The 17,281-nt window shown below is 66.7% G+C and carries 21 protein-coding genes; 14 read left to right on the top strand and 7 right to left on the bottom strand.

Annotated elements, in window-relative coordinates:
* Position 1 precedes the first annotated feature (1 nt).
* The gene (locus AC07PZ_RS18450; protein ID WP_495296581.1) at positions 2-775 is read right to left on the bottom strand and encodes a crotonase/enoyl-CoA hydratase family protein; all 774 of its coding nucleotides are present in this window, start codon (positions 773-775) and stop codon (positions 2-4) included.
* A 124-nt stretch (positions 776-899) separates the two neighbouring features.
* On the opposite strand from AC07PZ_RS18450, the gene AC07PZ_RS18445 reads away from it, so the two are divergent.
* Entirely contained in the window at positions 900-1,811 is a 912-nt protein-coding gene (locus tag AC07PZ_RS18445; RefSeq protein WP_495296580.1) for an amidohydrolase family protein, read from the top strand.
* 21 nt (positions 1,812-1,832) lie between these two features.
* Here AC07PZ_RS18445 and kefC read toward each other — a convergent pair whose 3' ends face one another.
* Positions 1,833-3,662, bottom strand: coding sequence for a glutathione-regulated potassium-efflux system protein KefC (gene kefC / locus AC07PZ_RS18440; RefSeq protein WP_495296579.1), 1,830 nt, complete (start codon positions 3,660-3,662; stop codon positions 1,833-1,835).
* A gap of 1 nt (position 3,663) precedes the next feature.
* The gene (gene kefF, locus AC07PZ_RS18435; protein WP_495296578.1) at positions 3,664-4,443 is read right to left on the bottom strand and encodes a glutathione-regulated potassium-efflux system oxidoreductase KefF; all 780 of its coding nucleotides are present in this window, start codon (positions 4,441-4,443) and stop codon (positions 3,664-3,666) included.
* 112 nt (positions 4,444-4,555) lie between these two features.
* Between kefF and AC07PZ_RS18430 the strand changes: the two genes are divergently transcribed.
* Positions 4,556-5,011: a MaoC family dehydratase gene (locus AC07PZ_RS18430; RefSeq protein ID WP_495296577.1), complete on the top strand. Its 456-nt coding sequence runs from the start codon at positions 4,556-4,558 to the stop codon at positions 5,009-5,011.
* Between the two features lie 102 nt (positions 5,012-5,113).
* Here AC07PZ_RS18430 and AC07PZ_RS18425 read toward each other — a convergent pair whose 3' ends face one another.
* Positions 5,114-5,386, bottom strand: a complete 273-nt coding sequence (locus AC07PZ_RS18425; protein WP_495296576.1) for a DUF4148 domain-containing protein — start codon at positions 5,384-5,386, stop codon at positions 5,114-5,116.
* A 155-nt stretch (positions 5,387-5,541) separates the two neighbouring features.
* Between AC07PZ_RS18425 and AC07PZ_RS18420 the strand changes: the two genes are divergently transcribed.
* The gene (locus tag AC07PZ_RS18420) at positions 5,542-6,477 is read left to right on the top strand and encodes a LysR family transcriptional regulator (protein ID WP_495296575.1); all 936 of its coding nucleotides are present in this window, start codon (positions 5,542-5,544) and stop codon (positions 6,475-6,477) included.
* Here the strand turns inward: AC07PZ_RS18420 and AC07PZ_RS18415 are convergent.
* Positions 6,470-6,931, bottom strand: a complete 462-nt coding sequence (locus AC07PZ_RS18415) for a tRNA (cytidine(34)-2'-O)-methyltransferase (RefSeq protein WP_495296574.1) — start codon at positions 6,929-6,931, stop codon at positions 6,470-6,472. The genes AC07PZ_RS18420 and AC07PZ_RS18415 overlap by 8 nt on opposite strands.
* A 35-nt stretch (positions 6,932-6,966) precedes the next feature.
* Positions 6,967-7,683 carry a ComF family protein gene (locus AC07PZ_RS18410; protein WP_495296573.1) on the bottom strand — a complete coding sequence of 239 codons (717 nt, stop codon included), beginning with the start codon at positions 7,681-7,683 and terminating at the stop codon, positions 6,967-6,969.
* Between the two features lie 24 nt (positions 7,684-7,707).
* On the opposite strand from AC07PZ_RS18410, the gene AC07PZ_RS18405 reads away from it, so the two are divergent.
* The 8 genes from AC07PZ_RS18405 to AC07PZ_RS18370 all read left to right on the top strand — a co-directional run bounded on the left by AC07PZ_RS18405 (position 7,708) and on the right by AC07PZ_RS18370 (position 14,114).
* The gene (locus AC07PZ_RS18405) at positions 7,708-8,622 is read left to right on the top strand and encodes a biotin synthase (protein WP_495296572.1); all 915 of its coding nucleotides are present in this window, start codon (positions 7,708-7,710) and stop codon (positions 8,620-8,622) included.
* A gap of 169 nt (positions 8,623-8,791) precedes the next feature.
* Positions 8,792-9,268, top strand: coding sequence for a DUF2244 domain-containing protein (locus AC07PZ_RS18400; protein ID WP_495296798.1), 477 nt, complete (start codon positions 8,792-8,794; stop codon positions 9,266-9,268).
* 68 nt (positions 9,269-9,336) lie between these two features.
* Positions 9,337-10,518 (top strand): cytochrome c oxidase subunit II, encoded by a 1,182-nt coding sequence (gene coxB, locus AC07PZ_RS18395; RefSeq protein WP_495296571.1) that lies wholly within the window; start codon positions 9,337-9,339, stop codon positions 10,516-10,518.
* A 40-nt stretch (positions 10,519-10,558) separates the two neighbouring features.
* A complete protein-coding gene (ctaD, locus tag AC07PZ_RS18390) occupies positions 10,559-12,202 on the top strand; it encodes a cytochrome c oxidase subunit I (protein ID WP_495296570.1) in 1,644 nt (547 codons plus the stop codon).
* 13 nt (positions 12,203-12,215) lie between these two features.
* Positions 12,216-12,326 (top strand): cytochrome oxidase small assembly protein, encoded by a 111-nt coding sequence (locus AC07PZ_RS18385; protein ID WP_495296569.1) that lies wholly within the window; start codon positions 12,216-12,218, stop codon positions 12,324-12,326.
* 13 nt (positions 12,327-12,339) lie between these two features.
* Complete coding sequence (locus tag AC07PZ_RS18380) at positions 12,340-12,975, top strand: cytochrome c oxidase assembly protein (protein ID WP_495296568.1); 636 nt, start codon at positions 12,340-12,342, stop codon at positions 12,973-12,975.
* On the top strand, positions 12,972-13,181 hold the full coding sequence (locus AC07PZ_RS18375) for a DUF2970 domain-containing protein (RefSeq protein ID WP_495296567.1): 210 nt from the start codon (positions 12,972-12,974) through the stop codon (positions 13,179-13,181). Before AC07PZ_RS18380 ends, AC07PZ_RS18375 begins: the two co-directional genes overlap by 4 nt.
* 51 nt (positions 13,182-13,232) lie before the next feature.
* Positions 13,233-14,114 (top strand): cytochrome c oxidase subunit 3, encoded by an 882-nt coding sequence (locus tag AC07PZ_RS18370; RefSeq protein ID WP_495296566.1) that lies wholly within the window; start codon positions 13,233-13,235, stop codon positions 14,112-14,114.
* Positions 14,115-14,185: 71 nt separating this feature from the next.
* Here the strand turns inward: AC07PZ_RS18370 and AC07PZ_RS18365 are convergent, their stop codons facing one another.
* Complete coding sequence (locus tag AC07PZ_RS18365) at positions 14,186-14,407, bottom strand: twin transmembrane helix small protein (protein ID WP_495296565.1); 222 nt, start codon at positions 14,405-14,407, stop codon at positions 14,186-14,188.
* Positions 14,408-14,440: 33 nt separating this feature from the next.
* Between AC07PZ_RS18365 and AC07PZ_RS18360 the strand changes: the two genes are divergently transcribed.
* Genes AC07PZ_RS18360 through AC07PZ_RS18350 form a run of 3 tightly spaced genes read left to right on the top strand, consistent with a single transcriptional unit; the run spans position 14,441 to position 17,217 of the window.
* Positions 14,441-15,307, top strand: a complete 867-nt coding sequence (locus tag AC07PZ_RS18360) for an SURF1 family protein (RefSeq protein ID WP_495296564.1) — start codon at positions 14,441-14,443, stop codon at positions 15,305-15,307.
* The gene (locus AC07PZ_RS18355) at positions 15,294-15,974 is read left to right on the top strand and encodes a redox-active disulfide-containing membrane protein (RefSeq protein WP_495296563.1); all 681 of its coding nucleotides are present in this window, start codon (positions 15,294-15,296) and stop codon (positions 15,972-15,974) included. The genes AC07PZ_RS18360 and AC07PZ_RS18355 overlap by 14 nt, the downstream gene beginning before the upstream one ends.
* 16 nt (positions 15,975-15,990) lie before the next feature.
* Positions 15,991-17,217 carry a COX15/CtaA family protein gene (locus tag AC07PZ_RS18350; RefSeq protein ID WP_495296562.1) on the top strand — a complete coding sequence of 409 codons (1,227 nt, stop codon included), beginning with the start codon at positions 15,991-15,993 and terminating at the stop codon, positions 17,215-17,217.
* Positions 17,218-17,281 lie beyond the last annotated feature (64 nt).

Genomic DNA, 17,281 nt, shown 5'->3' with positions numbered 1-17,281 from the left:
TTCAGTCCTTGGAGACCTTGGCCGCGCGGCCTTCGAGGAAGGCGCGCACGCGTTCCTTGGCCTCGGGCGCGTTCTGCGCGATGCCGGCCATCAGCGCTTCGGTGAAGAAGCCGTGGTCGCTCGACTGTTCCGCGATGCGCGGCAGCGCGTGCATCAGCGCGTAGTTGGTCAGCGGCGCGTTCTGGGCGATGCGCTTCGCGAGTTCGATGGCCTTGTCGAGCGCCGTGCCTTCGGGCACGAGGTACTGCGCGAAGCCGGCGCGTTCGCCGTCCTCGGCGTTGTAGACGCGGCCGGTCAGCATCATGTCGGTCATGCGGGCCACGCCGATCAGCTTGGGGATGCGCACCGAGCCGCCACCGCCGACGAAGATGCCGCGCGAGCCTTCGGGCAGCGCGTAGAAGGTGGTGCCGTCGGCCACGCGGATGTGGCAGGCGCTGGCCAGCTCGAGCCCGCCGCCGACCACCGCGCCGTGCAGCGCCGCGATCACCGGCACCGGGCCGTTCTGCACGCGGTCGAGTGCGGCATGCCACATGCGCGAGTGGTACACGCCCTGGCCGGCATCGCGCTCCTGCAGTTCGCTCAGGTCGAGCCCGGCGCAGAAGTGCGGACCTTCGCCGTCGATCACGGCGGCACGCACGCTGGACGGCAGGTTCTCGAAGGCGTCGCGCAGCGCCAGGATGAGGCCGTCGGACAGCGCGTTGCGCTTGGCGCCGCGGGTCAGCCGGATGACGGCGATGTCGCCCTGGATGTCGATGGAGAGGTCGGGGTGGGTCATGATTGCGTTCCGTTCTGGCTTCGATTATGGTTATGGAAAATAACCAATTCAAGGCAAAACGAAGGCCTTGGCATGAGGGCTTACCCGCATCCCGCCACGCATTGCGGCATCACAGGAGACACGCATGGACTACGAGAATCTGATCGCCATCGACACCCACACGCACGCTGAAGTCAGCTGCTGGAATCCGTTCGACAACTATGGCGAGGAGTACGACCGCGCCGCCGACAAGTACTTCAAGTCGGGCCGCCGCCCGACCATCCAGGAGAGCGCCGACTACTACCGCGAACGCAAGATCGGGCTGGTGATGTTCATGGTCGACGCGGAGTCGAACATGGGCCGTCGCCGCATCCCCAACGAGGAGATCGCCGAGGCGGCGCAGAAGAACAGCGACATCATGATCGCCTTCGGCAGCATCGATCCGCACAAGGGAAAGATGGGTGCCCGCGAGGCGCGCCGCCTGATCGAGGAGCATGGCGTCAAGGGCTTCAAGTTCCACCCGACGGTGCAGGGCTACCACCCCTACGACAAGATGGCCTGGCCGATCTACGAGGTGATCGCCGAGTACGGCCTGCCGGCCGTGTTCCATACCGGCCACAGCGGCATCGGCTCGGGCATGCGCTGCGGCGGCGGGCTGCGGCTGGAATACAGCAATCCGATGCACCTGGACGACGTCGCGATCGACTTCCCCGACATGCAGATCGTGATGGCGCACCCGAGCTTCCCGTGGCAGGACGAGGCGCTGAGCGTGGCCACGCACAAGCCGAACGTCTGGATCGACCTGTCGGGCTGGAGCCCGAAGTACTTCCCGAAGCAGCTCGTGCAATACGCGAACACGCTGCTGAAGGACCGCGTGCTGTTCGCGAGCGACTACCCGCTGATCACGCCCGACCGCTGGCTCAAGGACTTCCAGGACGCGGGCTTCAAGCCGGAAGTGATGCCCGGCATCCTGAAGGACAACGCGGTGCGCCTGTTGCGGCTGGCGGACCAGAAGAAGGCGACGCCAGTGGCCGCGCCTGCTGCACCGGCCGCCTGACGTCCTTCGGACCGGATCGCTTCAGTCCTGGCTGCGGTCCCAGCTGGCGCCGAGCCGCTGCTGGCGCTCTTCGCGCTCGCGCGCCATCTGTTCCTGGAATTGCTGGCGGCCTTCCTTCGCGACCGCGATGAACTTGGCGCGGTCCTTGTAGTGCGGGTAGCTCTCGGCCGTGAGCTTCAGGTTGCGTTGGCGGAAGCGCATGACCTGCTCCCGTGCCTCGTGTGCCGGCCAGCCGAGCACTTCGAGCACCGAACGCGCGCTGCGCAGCGAGGACTCGAACAGCTCGCGCTCGATGTATTCGACGCCGCGGTCGCGCAGTCGAAAGAGATGGCTCACGTTGCGCGCGCGGGCGATGATCGCGGCCTGCGGAAAGTTCTCGCGCACGAGGTCGACGATCTCGAGCGACTGGTCGATGTCGTCCACCGCCACCACCACCGCCGTCGCGTTGCCGGCACCCGCGATGCGCAGCAGGTCGAGCCGGGTGGCGTCGCCGTAGAACACGCGGAAGCCGAATTCACGCAGGCCTTCGACCGTGTCCGGATCGTGGTCCAGCACCGTCACCTTGAGGCCCTGTGCACTCAGCACGCGGCCGACGATCTGGCCGTAGCGGCCGAAGCCGCAGATCACGACCTTGGCTTCCTGCTGTTCCGAGATCTCCTCGAGCCCGGACGACTTGCCGCGGCTGTAGCGCGGCAGCACGTACTTGTCGATCACCACCAGCAGCAGCGGCGACACCAGCATCGACAGCGCCACGGCGCCGATCAGCAGCGACGACGTCGCGGGCGGCAGCACATCGGGCCCGGCGGCCTGGAACACTACGAATGCGAATTCCCCGCCCTGCGCGAGCAGTAGCGTGAACACCGGCCGCTGCTGGAAGGGCACGTCCATCGCCATGCCCAGCCCGTAGATCACCGCGAACTTGAGCACCAGGAAGCCGACCACGAGCAGCGCCATCAGGCCGGGCTGCGCCATCAGCACGCCGAAGTCGATGCACATGCCGACCGCGATGAAGAACAGCCCCAGCAGCAAGCCCTTGAACGGCTCGATGTCGGTTTCGAGCTCGCGCCGGTATTCGCTCTCGGCCAGCAGCACGCCGGCCAGGAAGGCGCCGAGCGCCATCGACAGCCCGACGAACTGCATCAGCGCGGCGATCGCCACCACCAGCAGCAGCGCGGCGGCGGTGAAGATCTCGGGCGTGTTGCTGCGTGCGATCCAGCGCAGCACCGGCCGCAGCAGCAGCCGTCCGCCGAACACGATGCCGCCGATCACGCCGACGATCTTGGCGGCCTGCAGCGCACGCGCGGCACCGCTGATCGGCTCGTGGGCGCTGCCTTCGGCCAGCAACGGCAGCAGCGCGAGGATCGGAATCGCCGCGACGTCCTGGAACAGCAGGATCGAAAAACCGGCCTGGCCGCTCGCGGTCGGCAGCAGGTTGCGCTCGCTGAACACGTTGAGCGCGATCGCGGTGGAGGACAGCGACAAGCCGAGCGCCGCGACCAGCGCCACCTGCCAGCTCGCGCCGGCCAGCCAGCCGACGAGGAACAGCACGGCGGCGCAGCCCATCACCTGCGCCGAGCCCCAGCCGAAGATCGGCCGGCGCAGCGCCCACAGGCGGTCGGGCTCGAGTTCGAGGCCGACCAGGAACAGCATCAGTACCACGCCGAACTCGGCGAAGTGGAGCACTTCCTGCACGCTCGACACGAGCCCCAGGCCCCAGGGCCCGATCGCGATGCCGGCGGCCAGGTAGCCGATGATGGATCCGAGTCCGAGTGCGCGCGACAGCGGCACCACGAGCACGGCGGCGCCGAGGTAGATCAGCGAGCTGGTGAGCCAGGCGGGTGCGTGTCCCATGTCAGGCTTTCACTTTCATCTCGGTGGCGTTGTGGTCGTGCAGCGCTTTCAGCAGTGCATTGGCGATCAGCTCGCCGCGTTCGGGTTCGGGTTGCTGCGGCCGGTCGACCGCCGGCACCACGCAGGTCGGGCAGTCGCCGAGTTCGTCCATTTCGGGCCAGTCGGGGTAGCTCTGCAGGCGCTGGGTGAACGTGTCGGTGTGGGCGGTGACGTCGGCCGCGCTCGCGCTGCGCGCGCCGTGCAGGACCAGCGGCGGCAGGAAGCGCATGCCGCACAGCGCGGCCGTCTGCTCGTAGGGCGGCAGGAACGCGTCGAAGAAATAGCGGTTGTAGCTTTGCGGGTGGTAGCTTTCCTCGGGGCCGCCGGTGGTCGCGACCAGCCACAGGTCCTTGCCCTGCAGCGCGTTGCCGCCGTCGCCGTAGGCCCAGCCGTAGCCCAGCACCTCGTCGAGCCAGAGCTTCTGCAGCGGCGGCATCGAGTACCAGTGGATCGGATGCAGCATCACGATCAACTGCGCGCCGGCCGCGCGGGCGCGTTCCGCGGGCACGTCGATCACGTAATCGGGATAGCTCCCGTACAGATCGTTGACGTCGACGCTGCCGAGCGTGCGCGCCGCTGCCAGCAGCCGGCGGTTGACGCGCGAGTCGCGCCAGTGCGGGTGTGCCGCCAGCACGTAGATCGCCGCCCCCGGGCCGGCGCCGCCGACGGCCGGGCTGTCGGCGGCTGGATCTGCCGGGGTCGCGGCGTGCGGCAGCGGTCCTGGCGTTGTTATTGTGTTCATGGCTGCGAACATATCGCAGGTCGGGCCGCGGCGCCGGTGTCGGGTCAGGAGAATCCCTCGACTTGTCGCGGTGCCGACACCGGGCGCCTTGCGTGGCCGCTAGAGTGGCCGCATGAAAACATTCCAGACCCTTCAGGAACTCGCCGCCTGCGTCGGCCAGGAAGTCGCCGTGAGCGACTGGATTCCTGTCACCCAGGCACAGGTCAATCAGTTCGCCGAGGCCACCGGCGATCACCAATGGATCCATGTCGACGTCGAGAAGGCGAAGGCCGGACCGTTCGGTGGACCGATCGCGCACGGCTTTCTCACGCTGTCGATGCTGCCGCGCTTCTTTGAGTCGTCGGTGGAGGTGCGCGAGGTGCGCATGGGCGTCAACTACGGCCTCAACCGGGTGCGCTTCATGTCGCCGGTCCTGGTCGGCAGCCGGCTGCGTGGCCGCATCAAGCTGCTGACGGCCACGCCGATCGAGAACGGCGGGCTGCAGACCACCTGGGAAAACACGATCGAGCTGGAGGGTGCGACCAAGCCGGCCTGCGTGGCCGAATCCGTCGTTCGCCAATATCCCTGAAGCCGTCTGCGCCGGCCGCTCCGGCGCGTGAATGCAGAAAAGCCGCCCGGGTCGCCCCGGACGGCTTTTTCTTTTTTCATCGCCGCGCCGGGGCGCGTGCGATCACATCTCGCCGCTGGTGGTCGTGCCTTCGCGGGTGGCGGTGACCGCGGCGGCGCGCACGGTGGCGCGATCCGTGGTGCTGCTGATGGTCAGCACGCCGGTGCCGCCGTTGCTGATCTGCACCGGCTTCATGGCTTGCGTCTGGACCGCGGCGCGGCTCTGCATCGACTGGAAGGGCTGCGGCGGGTTCGGATTCATTTCGCCCTGGAAGGCTTGCGCGCCGAAGGCGGCAAAGCTGGAAAGGGCGGCGATGGCGATGAGCTTGGTGTTCATGGGAAGACTCCGGTGAGCGTGGTTGAAGTGGACGACTTCGATGCCTGCCTGAAGGGTTCGCTGCATCGATGGACCAAATGTAGACTCAAGAGTCTATGATGTGAACTACTCAGTTTTAAATTGAGCATTCCAGTAATCGCAACGATTGGGAACTCATGGACAGATTGCTTTCGATGCGTGTGTTCCAGCGCGTCATCGACGAAGGTGGTTTTGCAGCGGCTGCGCGTGCGCTCGAGCTGTCGCCGGCCGCGGTGACGCGGCTGATCGGCGACCTTGAGACCCACCTCGGCGCACGGCTGATCCAGCGGACGACCCGCAAGATCAGCCTGACGGATGCCGGCGAGCGCTACCTCGAAAGCCTGCGTTCGATCTTGAGCGACATCGATGTTGCCGAGGCCGCCGCCGTCGCGAGCACCCGCGAGTTGCACGGCACGCTGCACATCCTGTCGACGCCGGTGCTGGCGACCCATCTGCTGGCGCCGCGCATCGCACGCTGGCGGGCGCTGCATCCCAAGCTGATGCTCGACATCGTGGTCGACCCGTTCCCGCAGCACCGGGTCGAGTCCTTCGACGTCAGTTTCCTGCTGCTGGAGGATGGACTCGATCTGAACGCGATCGCGTACCCGCTGGCGCATACGAAGATGATCTTCTGCGCCGCGCCGGGCTATCTGGCGCGTGCCGGCACGCCAGCCCGTCCCGAGGATCTTGCGAGCCACCAGTACCTCAAGTTTCCCTGGCAGCAGGCCACCGGCCACAGTGCGCGGCGCCTGCGGCTGCAGCCGGCGGAGGAAGGTGGTGCGCTGGTGGAAGTCGACGTGCCGGTGGCGCTGCAGTCGGCGAGTTTCGACGTGCTCTACCGCGCCACGCTGGAAGGGGCGGGCATCGCCGCGCTGTCCACCGCGCTGGCCCGGCGCGACCTGCAGAGCGGCGCACTGGTGCAGTTGCTGCCCGACTGGATCTTCGGCCGCTTCACGATCTACGCCGCGGTTCCGAGCCGCAAGCTGTTGCCGGCGCGCACGAGGGCCTTCCTCGATTTCCTCAAGACACCGCCCGACATCGGCCGTACCGGCTTCGAGCCGAACCTCAGCTGAAGCCGTTCTGGCGCCAGGCCTCGAACACCGTCACGGCGACGGCGTTCGACAGATTCAGGCTGCGCTGGCCGGCGCGCATCGGCAGGCGCAAGCGCTGATCGAGCGGAAAACGCTCGCGCAACTCGGGCGCCAACCCGCGCGTTTCGGCGCCGAACACCAGCCAGTCGCCGGGCAGGAAGCGGATGTCGTGCGCCGGCCGGCTGCCGTGGGTCGTGAGCGCGAACATGCGGTCGGTTGCGGGCTGCTCCTCGTCCAGCAGCGCCTGCCAGCCGGCATGGCGTCGCACGTCGGCATATTCGTGATAGTCCAGGCCGGCGCGCCGCAACAGCTTGTCGTCCATCGAGAAGCCGAGCGGCTCCACGAGATGGAGCGTGCAGCCGGTGTTGGCGGCCAGCCGGATCACGTTGCCGGTATTGGGCGGGATTTCGGGTTCGACCAGGACGATGTGAAACATCCGCCGATTGTCGCCACGCCGGCGCGGGGACGGCGTCAGTCCGGCAGTTCGGTGCGCGCCAGCACGATCGCGGCGATGTGCACCGCGCCGCCGGTGCGCAGCACTTGCGCCGCCGAGAACAGCGAGGCGCCGCTGGTCATCACGTCGTCGACCAGCACGATGCGCCGCCCGTGGACCTGCGCTGCGCGCAGCGGTTCGATCGCGAAGGCACCCTGCAGGTTGAGCAGGCGTTCGGCGCGTGTCAGGCCGCTCTGCGCCGGCGTGTCTCGCGTGCGGATCAGCAGGCCGGCATCGGTCTTGTCCCGCGCGAGGCGGCGTGCGAGTTCGAACGCCTGGTTGAAGCCCCGCTCCCGCAGCCGGGCCGGTGACAGTGGCATCGGAAGAACCAGGTCGGCGCGTTCCAGCGCGGGTTCGGCCCACGGCGCGCTGCGCATCAGCATGGCGAGCGGGGCGGCCCAGCCGGGCTCGCCGCGGAACTTGAAGTCGCCGATGACGCCTGGCCAGGGCCAGCTGTAGCCGCAGGCGGCAATGCAGCCGTCGAGCGGCGGAGGCTGGCGTCGGCAGTCGATGCAATGCGTCGTGCCCGTGGCCACCGGCAGCGCGCAGGTCGCACAGCGTTCGGCCGGCGGCGCAAAACGCGCAATGCAGGCGTCGCAGACCGGCTGTGACGGCCACGATCGGCAGACCGCGCACTGGCTGGGGACGCGGCCGGGCCATGCGGAGAAAAGTCGGGCGTTCAACCAGGACAACATCCCCTCAATATACTGAGCGCCCCCATGGCAACCCTTCCCACCGAGCGACCGCCGACCATCGACCCCGCGGCGGCTGCACGCTGGGCCAGCCTTCCGCCCGAGGCGGACTCCCCGTGGCTGCACGAGGAAGTCGGCCGGCGCATGGAAGACCGCCTGCAGTGGATCACGCGCGCGCCGGAGACCTGGGCCGACTGGTCGCCGTTGCGCGGCGGCCTCGACGCCCACGCCCTGGTGGCGCGCCGCTATCGCAACGCGCGCGCCTACGTGATCGAGCGCGAACCCGAACTGGCCACGCGTTCCGCCGATCGGCTGGTCGCGCCGTGGTGGAGCGCTCGCCGATGGCAGGGGGCACAGGCGCGCTTCGATGCCCTCCCCGAATCGGGTGTCGGAATGCTGTGGGCCAACATGGCGCTGCACATGGCGGCCGATCCGCAGGCGCTGATCGGTCAATGGCACCGTTCGGTCATGACGGACGGCTTTCTGATGTTCTCCTGTCTCGGACCGGACACCCTGCGCGAGTTGCGCAGTCTCTATGCGCAGCTCGGCTGGCCGCCGCCGGCACACGAATTCACCGACATGCACGACTGGGGCGACATGCTCGTCGGCGCAGGTTTCGCGGAGCCGGTGATGGACATGGAGCGCATCGTGCTGAGCTGGGCTACGCCGGAGGCGGCGCTCGCCGAGTTGCGCACGCTGGGCCGAAACCTGCATCCGGCGCGGCCGGCGGGTCTGCGCGGGCGCCGCTGGCACGCCGCGTTGAAGGACGCTCTGGCCTCCATGGCCGTGCCTGGCGCCCACGATGGCCGCATCGCGATGACCTTCGAAATCATCTACGGCCATGCCTTCAAGCCCGCGCCGCGGGTCGCGCTGTCGCCTCAGAGCGCGGTCTCGCTGCGCGACATGCGCGAGATGCTGCAACGCGGCCGTCCCGGCTCCTGAATCGCGGATATCAGGGATTTCCGGCGTTCTTCCGCGACGCCAAGGGGACGGTCTGGCGTGGTTCACCCGCTACAATCCGCCGAGCGTGAACTCCAGGGATCTTCCTGTGATCAAGGCCGTCGAGCGTAGGTTGGGTGGCCGCGAACGTACCGATTTACCGAACTCGTCCGTGTCGAATTCCGTGTTTCGTTTTGCCACTGTTTCGGGCCAGAGTGTTCACTGGTTCCTGAAGCGCAATTGCTCGGTCACGCCGAGCCAGCTGGGCTGGCTCTACGCGTCGCTGTGTGTGATTTCGCTTGGCATCGGCGCGGGCTTCTGGCTCAACGGCGCAAGGCTCGTCCTGCCTTTTGCATGGCTGGAGCTTGCCGCGGTCGGGTTTGCTTTCATGTCGTATGCACGGCATGCGACCGATGGAGAGAGGATCGCACTTCAAGGCGGTCGGCTCGTGGTGGAGCTCGAGAACGGCGGGCACTACGAGCGCACGGAGTTCCTTCCGCATCAGGTGCGGATCGAACCCCAGGCGAGCGACCGCTCGCTGATCGAGGTGTCAGGGCAGGGGCGTTCGGTCAGGGTGGGGCGCTACGTGCGCCCCGAACTGCGTGCGGCCCTGGCGCGCGAGATTCGCATGGCGCTACGCGGCGCTTAGCGTGGCGGGGGCCTCCGGCAATGGACGACAAGCCGGTCGGTAAAACGGAAATTGAAGAAGCAAACACGATGAAGAGCATTTGGCGCAACAAGTACAGGCTGTCGAATCTGCTGCTGGCGGCCGGCGCGGCATTCAGCGGCGCGGCACATGCGGTCAACGACCTGCCCGGCGGCCCGTCGGTGCGCCAGTTGAACATGCCGGTCGGGGTCACGAAGATCGCGCAGGAACAGCATTTCCTGCACACCGTGATGATGATCCTCTGCACCGTGATCTTCATCGCCGTGTTCGCGGTCATGTTCTATTCGATCTGGAAGCACCGCAAGTCGGTCGGCCACAAGGCGGCCAACTTCCATGAGTCGGTGGTGGTGGAAGTCATCTGGACCATCGTGCCCTTCCTCATCGTGATCGTGATGGCGCTGCCCGCCACCAAGGTGCTGGTCGCCCAGAAGGACACCACCAACGCCGACCTGACGATCAAGGCCACCGGTTACCAGTGGAAGTGGGGCTACGACTACATCACGGGCGAAGGCCAGGGCCTGGGCTTCATCTCGACGCTCGACAGTTCGCAGCGCGCGATGTCCAACGCCGGTGCCAAGGGCGACATTCCGGCCGACTATCTCTTCAAGGTCGACAACCCGCTGGTGGTGCCGGTCGACAAGAAGATCCGGATCATCACGACGGCCAACGACGTGATCCATGCGTTCGCCGTGCCGCAGTTCGGCATCAAGCAGGATGCGATCCCCGGTTTCGTGCGCGACACCTGGTTCCGTGCCGAGAAGATCGGCGACTACTACGGCCAGTGCCAGGAACTGTGCGGCAAGGAACACGCCTACATGCCGATCCACGTGAAGGTGGTCTCGGCCGCCGACTACACGAGCTGGGTCGACGTCAAGCGCAAGGAGGCCGCGGCCAAGCTGGACGATCCGAACAAGGTCTGGGCATTGCCCGAGATCCTGGCGCGCGGCGAGAAGGTCTACGCGGCCAATTGCGCAGCCTGCCACCAGGCCAATGGCAAGGGTGCGGGCCCGATCAAGCCGCTCGACGGCTCGGCAAAGGTGCTCGATGCCAACCATGCGACGCAGATCGACGTGCTGCTCAAGGGCCAGAACAACGGCGCGATGCCGTCGTGGAAGCAGTTGAGCGACACCGACATCGCTGCCGTGGTGAGCTTCACGAAGAACAGCTGGTCGAACAAGACGGGCCAACTGGTGCAGCCGGCCGAAGTGAAGGCCGAACGGGCGAAGCTGTAAAGCTTTCGACGCCCCGACGTAGAAACAGCAAGGAACAGACATGAGTGCAGTCCTCGACCCCCACGGTCACGCCCACCCCGACCACGATGGCCATGCGCACGACGACCACCATCACGGTGCGCCCGTCGGCTGGCGCCGCTGGGTGTTCGCGACCAACCACAAGGACATCGGCACGCTGTACCTGCTGTTCTCGTTCACCATGCTGATGGTCGGCGGCGTCCTGGCGCTGCTGATCCGTGCCGAGCTGTTCCAGCCCGGCCTGCAGTTGGTGAACCCCGAGCTGTTCAACCAGTTCACCACGATGCACGGGCTGATCATGGTGTTCGGCGCGATCATGCCGGCCTTCGTCGGCTTCGCGAACTGGATGATCCCGCTGCAGATCGGCGCGTCCGACATGGCTTTTGCGCGGATGAACAACTTCAGCTTCTGGCTGATGATTCCGGCGGCCATCATGCTGGTGTCGTCCTTCTTCATGCCCGGCGGTGCGCCGGCTGCCGGCTGGACGCTGTATGCGCCGCTCACGCTGCAGATGGGCCCGTCGATGGATGCCGGCATCTTCGCGATGCACATCCTGGGCGCTTCGTCGATCATGGGGTCGATCAACATCATCGTCACCATCCTCAACATGCGCGCGCCCGGCATGACGCTGATGAAGATGCCGATGTTCTGCTGGACGTGGCTCATCACCGCCTACCTGCTGATCGCCGTGATGCCCGTGCTTGCCGGCGCCATCACCATGACGCTGACCGACCGCCACTTCGGCACCAGCTTCTTCAATCCCGCAGGCGGCGGCGACCCGGTGATGTACCAGCACATCTTCTGGTTCTTCGGCCACCCCGAGGTCTACATCATGATCTTGCCGGCCTTCGGCATCATCAGCCAGATCGTGCCGGCCTTCGCCCGCAAGCGCCTGTTCGGCTACGCGTCGATGGTGTACGCCACCTCGTCGATCGCCATCCTGAGCTTCATCGTGTGGGCGCACCACATGTTCACGACCGGCATGCCGGTGACGGGCCAGCTGTTCTTCATGTACGCGACCATGCTGATCGCCGTGCCGACGGCCGTGAAGATCTTCAACTGGATCGCGACGATGTGGCAGGGCTCGATGACCTTCGAGACGCCGATGCTGTTCGCGGTGGGTTTCATCTTCGTGTTCACGATGGGCGGCTTCACCGGCCTGATCCTGGCCGTGGCGCCGATCGACATCCAGCTGCAGGACACCTATTACGTGGTGGCCCACTTCCATTACGTGCTGGTGGCCGGCTCGCTGTACGCGATGTTCGCCGGCTTCTATTACTGGTGCCCGAAGTGGACCGGCGTGATGTACAACGAGACGCGCGGCAAGGTGCACTTCTGGTGGTCGCTGATCTCGTTCAACGTCACCTTCTTCCCGATGCACTTCCTGGGACTGGCCGGCATGCCACGCCGTTACGCCGACTACCCGATGCAGTTCGCCGACTTCAACGCGGTGGCTTCGGTCGGCGCCTTTGCCTTCGGCTTTGCGCAGGTCTACTTCTTCTTCTTCATCGTGCTGCCCGCCATGCGCGGCAAGGGCGAGCCGGCAGTTGCCAAGCCCTGGGAAGCTGCGGAAGGCCTCGAGTGGGAAGTGCCGTCGCCGGCGCCTTTCCACACCTTCGAGACGCCTCCACGCCTGGACGCGACGGCCACCAAGGTCATCGGTTGAACGGCTGCGCGCGATGACACCTGAACAAAGGAAGAACAACAGGCGCATGGGGCTCACGCTGGCCTCGATCGCCGTGCTGTTCTTCGTCGGTTTCATCATCCGAATGGTGTGGCTCGGCCACTGAGCGGGAGCATCGCATGGGCATCGGCCAACGTATCCGCCGCGAGAACGTCCGCATGGTCGGCAAGCTGGTCGTGGTGGCTGCAGGCATGTTTGCCTTCGGCTATGCGCTGGTTCCGCTGTACCGCGCGATCTGCGAGATGACCGGCATCAACATCCTGGCGCTGTCCGAGCTGGATGTGCCCGGTGGTGCGTCGGGCGGCAAGAACGTCCGCGTTCCGGACAACACCCAGGTCGACATGAGCCGCACCATCACGGTCGAGTTCGACTCGAACGTGCGCGGTCTCTGGGACTTCAAGCCCGCGCAGGCGACGATGCAGGTGCATCCCGGTCAGCTCAACACGGTGATGTACGAGTTCCAGAACGTGCAGAACCGGCGGATGGCGGCGCAGGCGATCCCGAGCTACGCGCCGCAGCAGGCCGCGCCGTACTTCAACAAGCTCGAGTGCTTCTGCTTCAACCAGTACACGCTCGATGCCGGTGAAAAGAAACAATGGCCGGTCGCCTTCGTGATCGATCCGAAGATCTCGAAAGACGTGAAGACCATCACGCTGTCGTACACCTTCTTCGAGGTCGGCGGAAAGACGCCGCCGGCGCCCACCGCCGCGCTGGTGCCGAGCACCGTGCCGCCAACGGGCGAGGCGCGTTCATGAATGCGCCCGACGTGCCGCGCCGCGGGTCTCTCTGGCGAACCGTCAAGGCGGTAGCCTGGGGCTTCTTCGGTGTGCGCAAGAACAGCGCCTACCAGGAGGACATCGCCAAGCTGTCGCCGCTGCACATCGTGGCGGTCGGGCTGGTTGGCGTGCTGCTGTTCGTCGGTGTGCTGATCGTGCTCGTGAAGCTCGCCATCTCGTCCTGACAGAGACATGCCCCACAGATTCGAATCCAAAGAAAAAAGCCAGGAGCTGATATGAGTTCAACCACCCACGGCACCACGCCTTACTACTTCGTGCCCGGGCCGTCGCGCCATCCGGTCATGGCCGCGATCGGCCTGTTCTTCGTGATTCTGGGTGCGGGCCAATGGATCAACGGCCACGAGTGGGGCGCTTATTCGCTCGCCTTCGGCTTGCTGTGGTGGTGGACGGTACTCTATCAGTGGTTCCGCGAAGCGATCGGCGAGAGCGAGTCCGGCCAGTACAGCCACAAGATCGATCTGTCGTTCCGCTGGAGCATGAGCTGGTTCATCTTCTCCGAGGTGATGTTCTTCGGTGCGTTCTTCACGGCGCTGTGGTGGGCCCGGACGCATGCGTTGCCGGCGCTCGGCAGCCTCGACAACGCGTTGCTCTGGCCCGACTTCAAGGCCGTCTGGCCCAGCATGGCGGCCGGCGTGACCGGCTCACCGGCCGACATCGTCGAGCCCTTCCAGACCGTCGGCCCGTTCTGGTTGCCGACCATCAACACGGCGCTTCTGCTCAGCTCGGGCGTGACGCTGACCATCGCTCACCACGCGCTGCGCGCCGACCACCGTGCACAGTGCATCCGCTTCATGTGGCTCACGGTGCTGCTGGGCATCGTGTTCCTCTGCGTGCAAGGCTACGAGTACTACCACCTGTACACCGAGCTGAACCTCAAGCTCAGCTCGGGCGCTTACGGCTCGACCTTCTTCATGCTGACCGGCTTCCACGGCCTGCACGTGTTCATCGGCATGTTGATGCTGCTGTTCATCACGCTGCGTCTGCGCAAGGGTCACTTCACGCCCGAGCGTCACTTCGGTTTCGAGGGCGCAGCCTGGTATTGGCATTTCGTCGACGTCGTGTGGCTCGGTCTCTACGTGCTGGTCTACTGGCTTTGAGCGATCTCCACGGCACAACAAAAAAGCGCCGGAAGGCGCTTTTTTCATGGCGGCTCTGGAATGAGCACGATCTACTTGCCGACGGGGAGCCCGCCCGGGTGGAGGTAGCCCAATTTCCAGCCCAGCAGGATGCAGAGGAACAAAACCACCGACAGGCCGATCCGAACGGTGAGCGCGCGGGCCATGCCGCCGCTTTTGGGGCGCCCCTCGCGCCCGTCTTTCAACATGAAGAACAACGCGCCGGCAAGACTGGCCAGGATGCCCAGGAACGCAAGGGCGACGAGATATTTCATGAAGCTCATTATCGGCCGCCAGGCCCCGAACGCGTGCTGAACGCGAACGCCCCCACGCCAGGGCGCGGCCGCGCACGCTTCTGGATCATCACGGTCGCGGCGGTCGCGACGATTGCCGTCACGGTCTCGCTCGGCCGCTGGCAGTTGTCTCGCGCGGCGCAGAAAGAAGCGCTCCAGGCGGAGATCGACGCGCAGAAGAAGTTGCCGCCGATCCCGCAGAAGGAATTCCTCGGGCTCGAGAAGGGCACCGACGCGCTGCACCGGCCCGTCACGCTGTACGGGCTCTGGCTCGGCTCGCAGACGGTCTATCTCGACAACCGGCAGATGAATGGCGTGCCCGGCTTCTACGTCGTCACCCCGCTGGCGATCGAGGGCAGCGATCAGACCGTGATGGTCCAGCGCGGCTGGATCCAGCGCAATTTCAACGACCGGACGCAACTTGGCGAGGTCACGACGCCCGCCGGCCTCGTCGAAGTCACCGGCCTGGTCGCTCCGCCGCCAGCGCACCTGCTGGACCTCGGCACGGCCCCGCCGCCCGCGGCCGCTGCGTCGGTGCCGATGGCCACGGCGTCCGGTACGCCGAGTGCTGCCGGCACGTCCAGCGCTTCCGGCGCAGCCACTGCGGCGAGTCCCGTGGGGTCTTCGGCCATCCGGCAGAATCTCGACCTGGAAGCGTTCCGCGCCGAAACCAAGCTGCCGCTGCGCACCGACGTCTCGCTGCAGCAGGTCGGCGACGCTTCCGAGGGACTTCAGCGCAACTGGCCCGCGCCCGCATTGGGCGTCGAGAAGCACTACGGCTATGCCTTCCAGTGGTTCGGGATCGCGGCGCTCGTCGTGTTCCTCTATGTCTGGTTCCAACTCATCGCGCCGCGGCGCAAGGCCAACCATGCAAGCTTCTGACGAGCCTCTCGGGCTGACCGTCCACTCGATGCCCTCGCCTTCGCAGGCGCTGGATGGCGCCGAAGGCCGGCGGACGGTGCTCGGGCGCTGGAAGATGATCCTCGTGCTGTTGTGCTGCGCTGCGCCGGTGATCGCGTCGTACTTCACCTATTACGTGGTCCGGCCCGAAGGCCGCAGCGTGTACGGCGAGCTCATCGATCCGCAGCATCCGCTGCCGTCGGTGAACGCGACCACGCCCGATGGCCGCACGGTGCTGCTGTCGTCGCTCAAGGGTCAATGGCTGCTGGTGGCAGTCGCCGACGCGGCATGCGACGCGCTGTGCGAGCAGCAGCTCTATCTGCAGCGCCAGTTGCGCGAAAGCCTGGGTCGCGAAAAGGACCGCATGGACCGTGTCTGGCTGGTCAGCGACGCCGCGCCGGTGCCGCAACGGCTCGACAACGGCCTGCATGGCGCCACCGTGCTGCGCGTACCGGCCGCCGATCTGGCGCAGTGGCTCACGCCCACGTCCGGCCACGCGCTGGCCGAGCACCTGTTCGTCGTCGATCCGCTGGGCAACTGGATGATGCGTTTCCCGGCGCGCATGGACGCAGCGGGCGCGGCCCGGGCCAAGCGCGACCTCGACCGGCTGATGCGCGCGTCGGCGTCCTGGGACGAGCCCGGACGCTGAACACGAGGCACGACGCATGAATGTCCCGTCACCGTACGACCTGACGCCCGTCGCCTGGCTCATGGGCATGGGCGTGTTGATCGCGCTTGGGCCACTGGTCTGGGTATGGCGGCGCAATGCGGGCGCCGGTCCCGCGCGGCGTCTTCATGCGCTCACCGTCCTGACGCTGTTCCTGACCTTCGACCTCACGATGTTCGGCGCCTTCACGCGCCTGACCGATTCCGGCCTGGGTTGTCCCGACTGGCCTGGCTGCTACGGCAATGCCAGTCCGATCGGCGCACGCCACGACATCGCCATGGCGCAGGCGGCCCAGCCGACCGGCCCGGTCACCCACGGCAAAGCCTGGATCGAGATGGTCCATCGCTATCTGGCCACCGGCGTCGGCGTGCTGATCCTCACGCTGGCCATGGCGACCTGGATCGTGCGCCGCCGGCAGCGCCGAGCACCCGCGCGAGCGACGGCTGGCGGCAATGCGGACGCCGCCGACCCCGCGGCGCTCAGCGCCTGGTGGCCGGCCGCGACGCTGGTCTGGGTCTGCCTGCAGGGCGCTTTCGGTGCGCTCACCGTCACGCTCAAGCTCTACCCCGCAGTCGTCACGATGCACTTGCTCGGCGCGATCGTGCTGCTCGTGCTGCTGTGCGTCCAGGCCGTGCGCTATCGCCAGGCCGCTGCCGCGCGCGCGCCTGCAGCGTTGCCGTCGCCGTTGCGCACGCTGCTGGTCGTCACCAGCGTGTTGCTGGCGCTGCAGATCGCGCTGGGCGGCTGGGTCAGCACCAACTACGCCGTGCTGGCCTGCACGCAGTTCCCGACCTGCCAGGACAGCTGGTGGCCCGCCATGAACTTCACCCAGGGCTTCGAGATCTGGCGTGAGCTCGGCGTCACGGCAGCCGGTGTGCCGGTCGATTTCGCCGCGCTCACCGCGATCCACTACGTCCATCGGCTGATGGCCTACCTCGTGTTCGTTGCGCTGGGCGTGCTCGCCTGGCGCCTGCGCCGCGTGCCCGCGCTGCGTGAGCCCGCGGGTTGGCTGGCCGGCCTCGCGCTGTTGCAGCTCGCCACCGGCCTTGGCAATGTGCTGCTCGGCTGGCCGCTGGCGGCGGCCGTGCTGCACACGGGCGGGGCGGCGGCGCTGGCGGTTGTCCTCACCTGGACGCTGTGCGAGAGCCGCCGGGCCCCGGTCAAAGTGTCCCAGCCTGCTGCCGGGCCGCGTGCGTCCGGCTCAGGCAACATCGGAGCCGCATGAGCATGCCGCACCCGACCACTTCATACAACGCACCCGGCAGCGTGCGCGGCAGCCAGGTCTCCGA

It is taken from the genome of Variovorax sp. GW821-FHT10B04, assembly GCF_059415645.1.
This window is presented reverse-complemented; position numbering and strand designations above follow the sequence as displayed.

Bases quoted from the DNA above. Each gene is read 5' to 3' on its own strand.
- AC07PZ_RS18450 (WP_495296581.1), bottom strand. From the start codon at position 775: ATGACCCACCCCGACCTCTCCATCGACATCCAGGGCGACATCGCCGTC.
- AC07PZ_RS18445 (WP_495296580.1), top strand. From the start codon at position 900: ATGGACTACGAGAATCTGATCGCCATCGACACCCACACGCACGCTGAA.
- kefC (WP_495296579.1), bottom strand. From the start codon at position 3,662: ATGGGACACGCACCCGCCTGGCTCACCAGCTCGCTGATCTACCTCGGC.
- kefF (WP_495296578.1), bottom strand. From the start codon at position 4,443: ATGAACACAATAACAACGCCAGGACCGCTGCCGCACGCCGCGACCCCG.
- AC07PZ_RS18430 (WP_495296577.1), top strand. From the start codon at position 4,556: ATGAAAACATTCCAGACCCTTCAGGAACTCGCCGCCTGCGTCGGCCAG.
- AC07PZ_RS18425 (WP_495296576.1), bottom strand. From the start codon at position 5,386: ATGAACACCAAGCTCATCGCCATCGCCGCCCTTTCCAGCTTTGCCGCC.
- AC07PZ_RS18420 (WP_495296575.1), top strand. From the start codon at position 5,542: ATGGACAGATTGCTTTCGATGCGTGTGTTCCAGCGCGTCATCGACGAA.
- AC07PZ_RS18415 (WP_495296574.1), bottom strand. From the start codon at position 6,931: ATGTTTCACATCGTCCTGGTCGAACCCGAAATCCCGCCCAATACCGGC.
- AC07PZ_RS18410 (WP_495296573.1), bottom strand. From the start codon at position 7,683: ATGTTGTCCTGGTTGAACGCCCGACTTTTCTCCGCATGGCCCGGCCGC.
- AC07PZ_RS18405 (WP_495296572.1), top strand. From the start codon at position 7,708: ATGGCAACCCTTCCCACCGAGCGACCGCCGACCATCGACCCCGCGGCG.
- coxB (WP_495296571.1), top strand. From the start codon at position 9,337: ATGAAGAGCATTTGGCGCAACAAGTACAGGCTGTCGAATCTGCTGCTG.
- ctaD (WP_495296570.1), top strand. From the start codon at position 10,559: ATGAGTGCAGTCCTCGACCCCCACGGTCACGCCCACCCCGACCACGAT.
- AC07PZ_RS18385 (WP_495296569.1), top strand. From the start codon at position 12,216: ATGACACCTGAACAAAGGAAGAACAACAGGCGCATGGGGCTCACGCTG.
- AC07PZ_RS18380 (WP_495296568.1), top strand. From the start codon at position 12,340: ATGGGCATCGGCCAACGTATCCGCCGCGAGAACGTCCGCATGGTCGGC.
- AC07PZ_RS18375 (WP_495296567.1), top strand. From the start codon at position 12,972: ATGAATGCGCCCGACGTGCCGCGCCGCGGGTCTCTCTGGCGAACCGTC.
- AC07PZ_RS18370 (WP_495296566.1), top strand. From the start codon at position 13,233: ATGAGTTCAACCACCCACGGCACCACGCCTTACTACTTCGTGCCCGGG.
- AC07PZ_RS18365 (WP_495296565.1), bottom strand. From the start codon at position 14,407: ATGAAATATCTCGTCGCCCTTGCGTTCCTGGGCATCCTGGCCAGTCTT.
- AC07PZ_RS18355 (WP_495296563.1), top strand. From the start codon at position 15,294: ATGCAAGCTTCTGACGAGCCTCTCGGGCTGACCGTCCACTCGATGCCC.
- AC07PZ_RS18350 (WP_495296562.1), top strand. From the start codon at position 15,991: ATGAATGTCCCGTCACCGTACGACCTGACGCCCGTCGCCTGGCTCATG.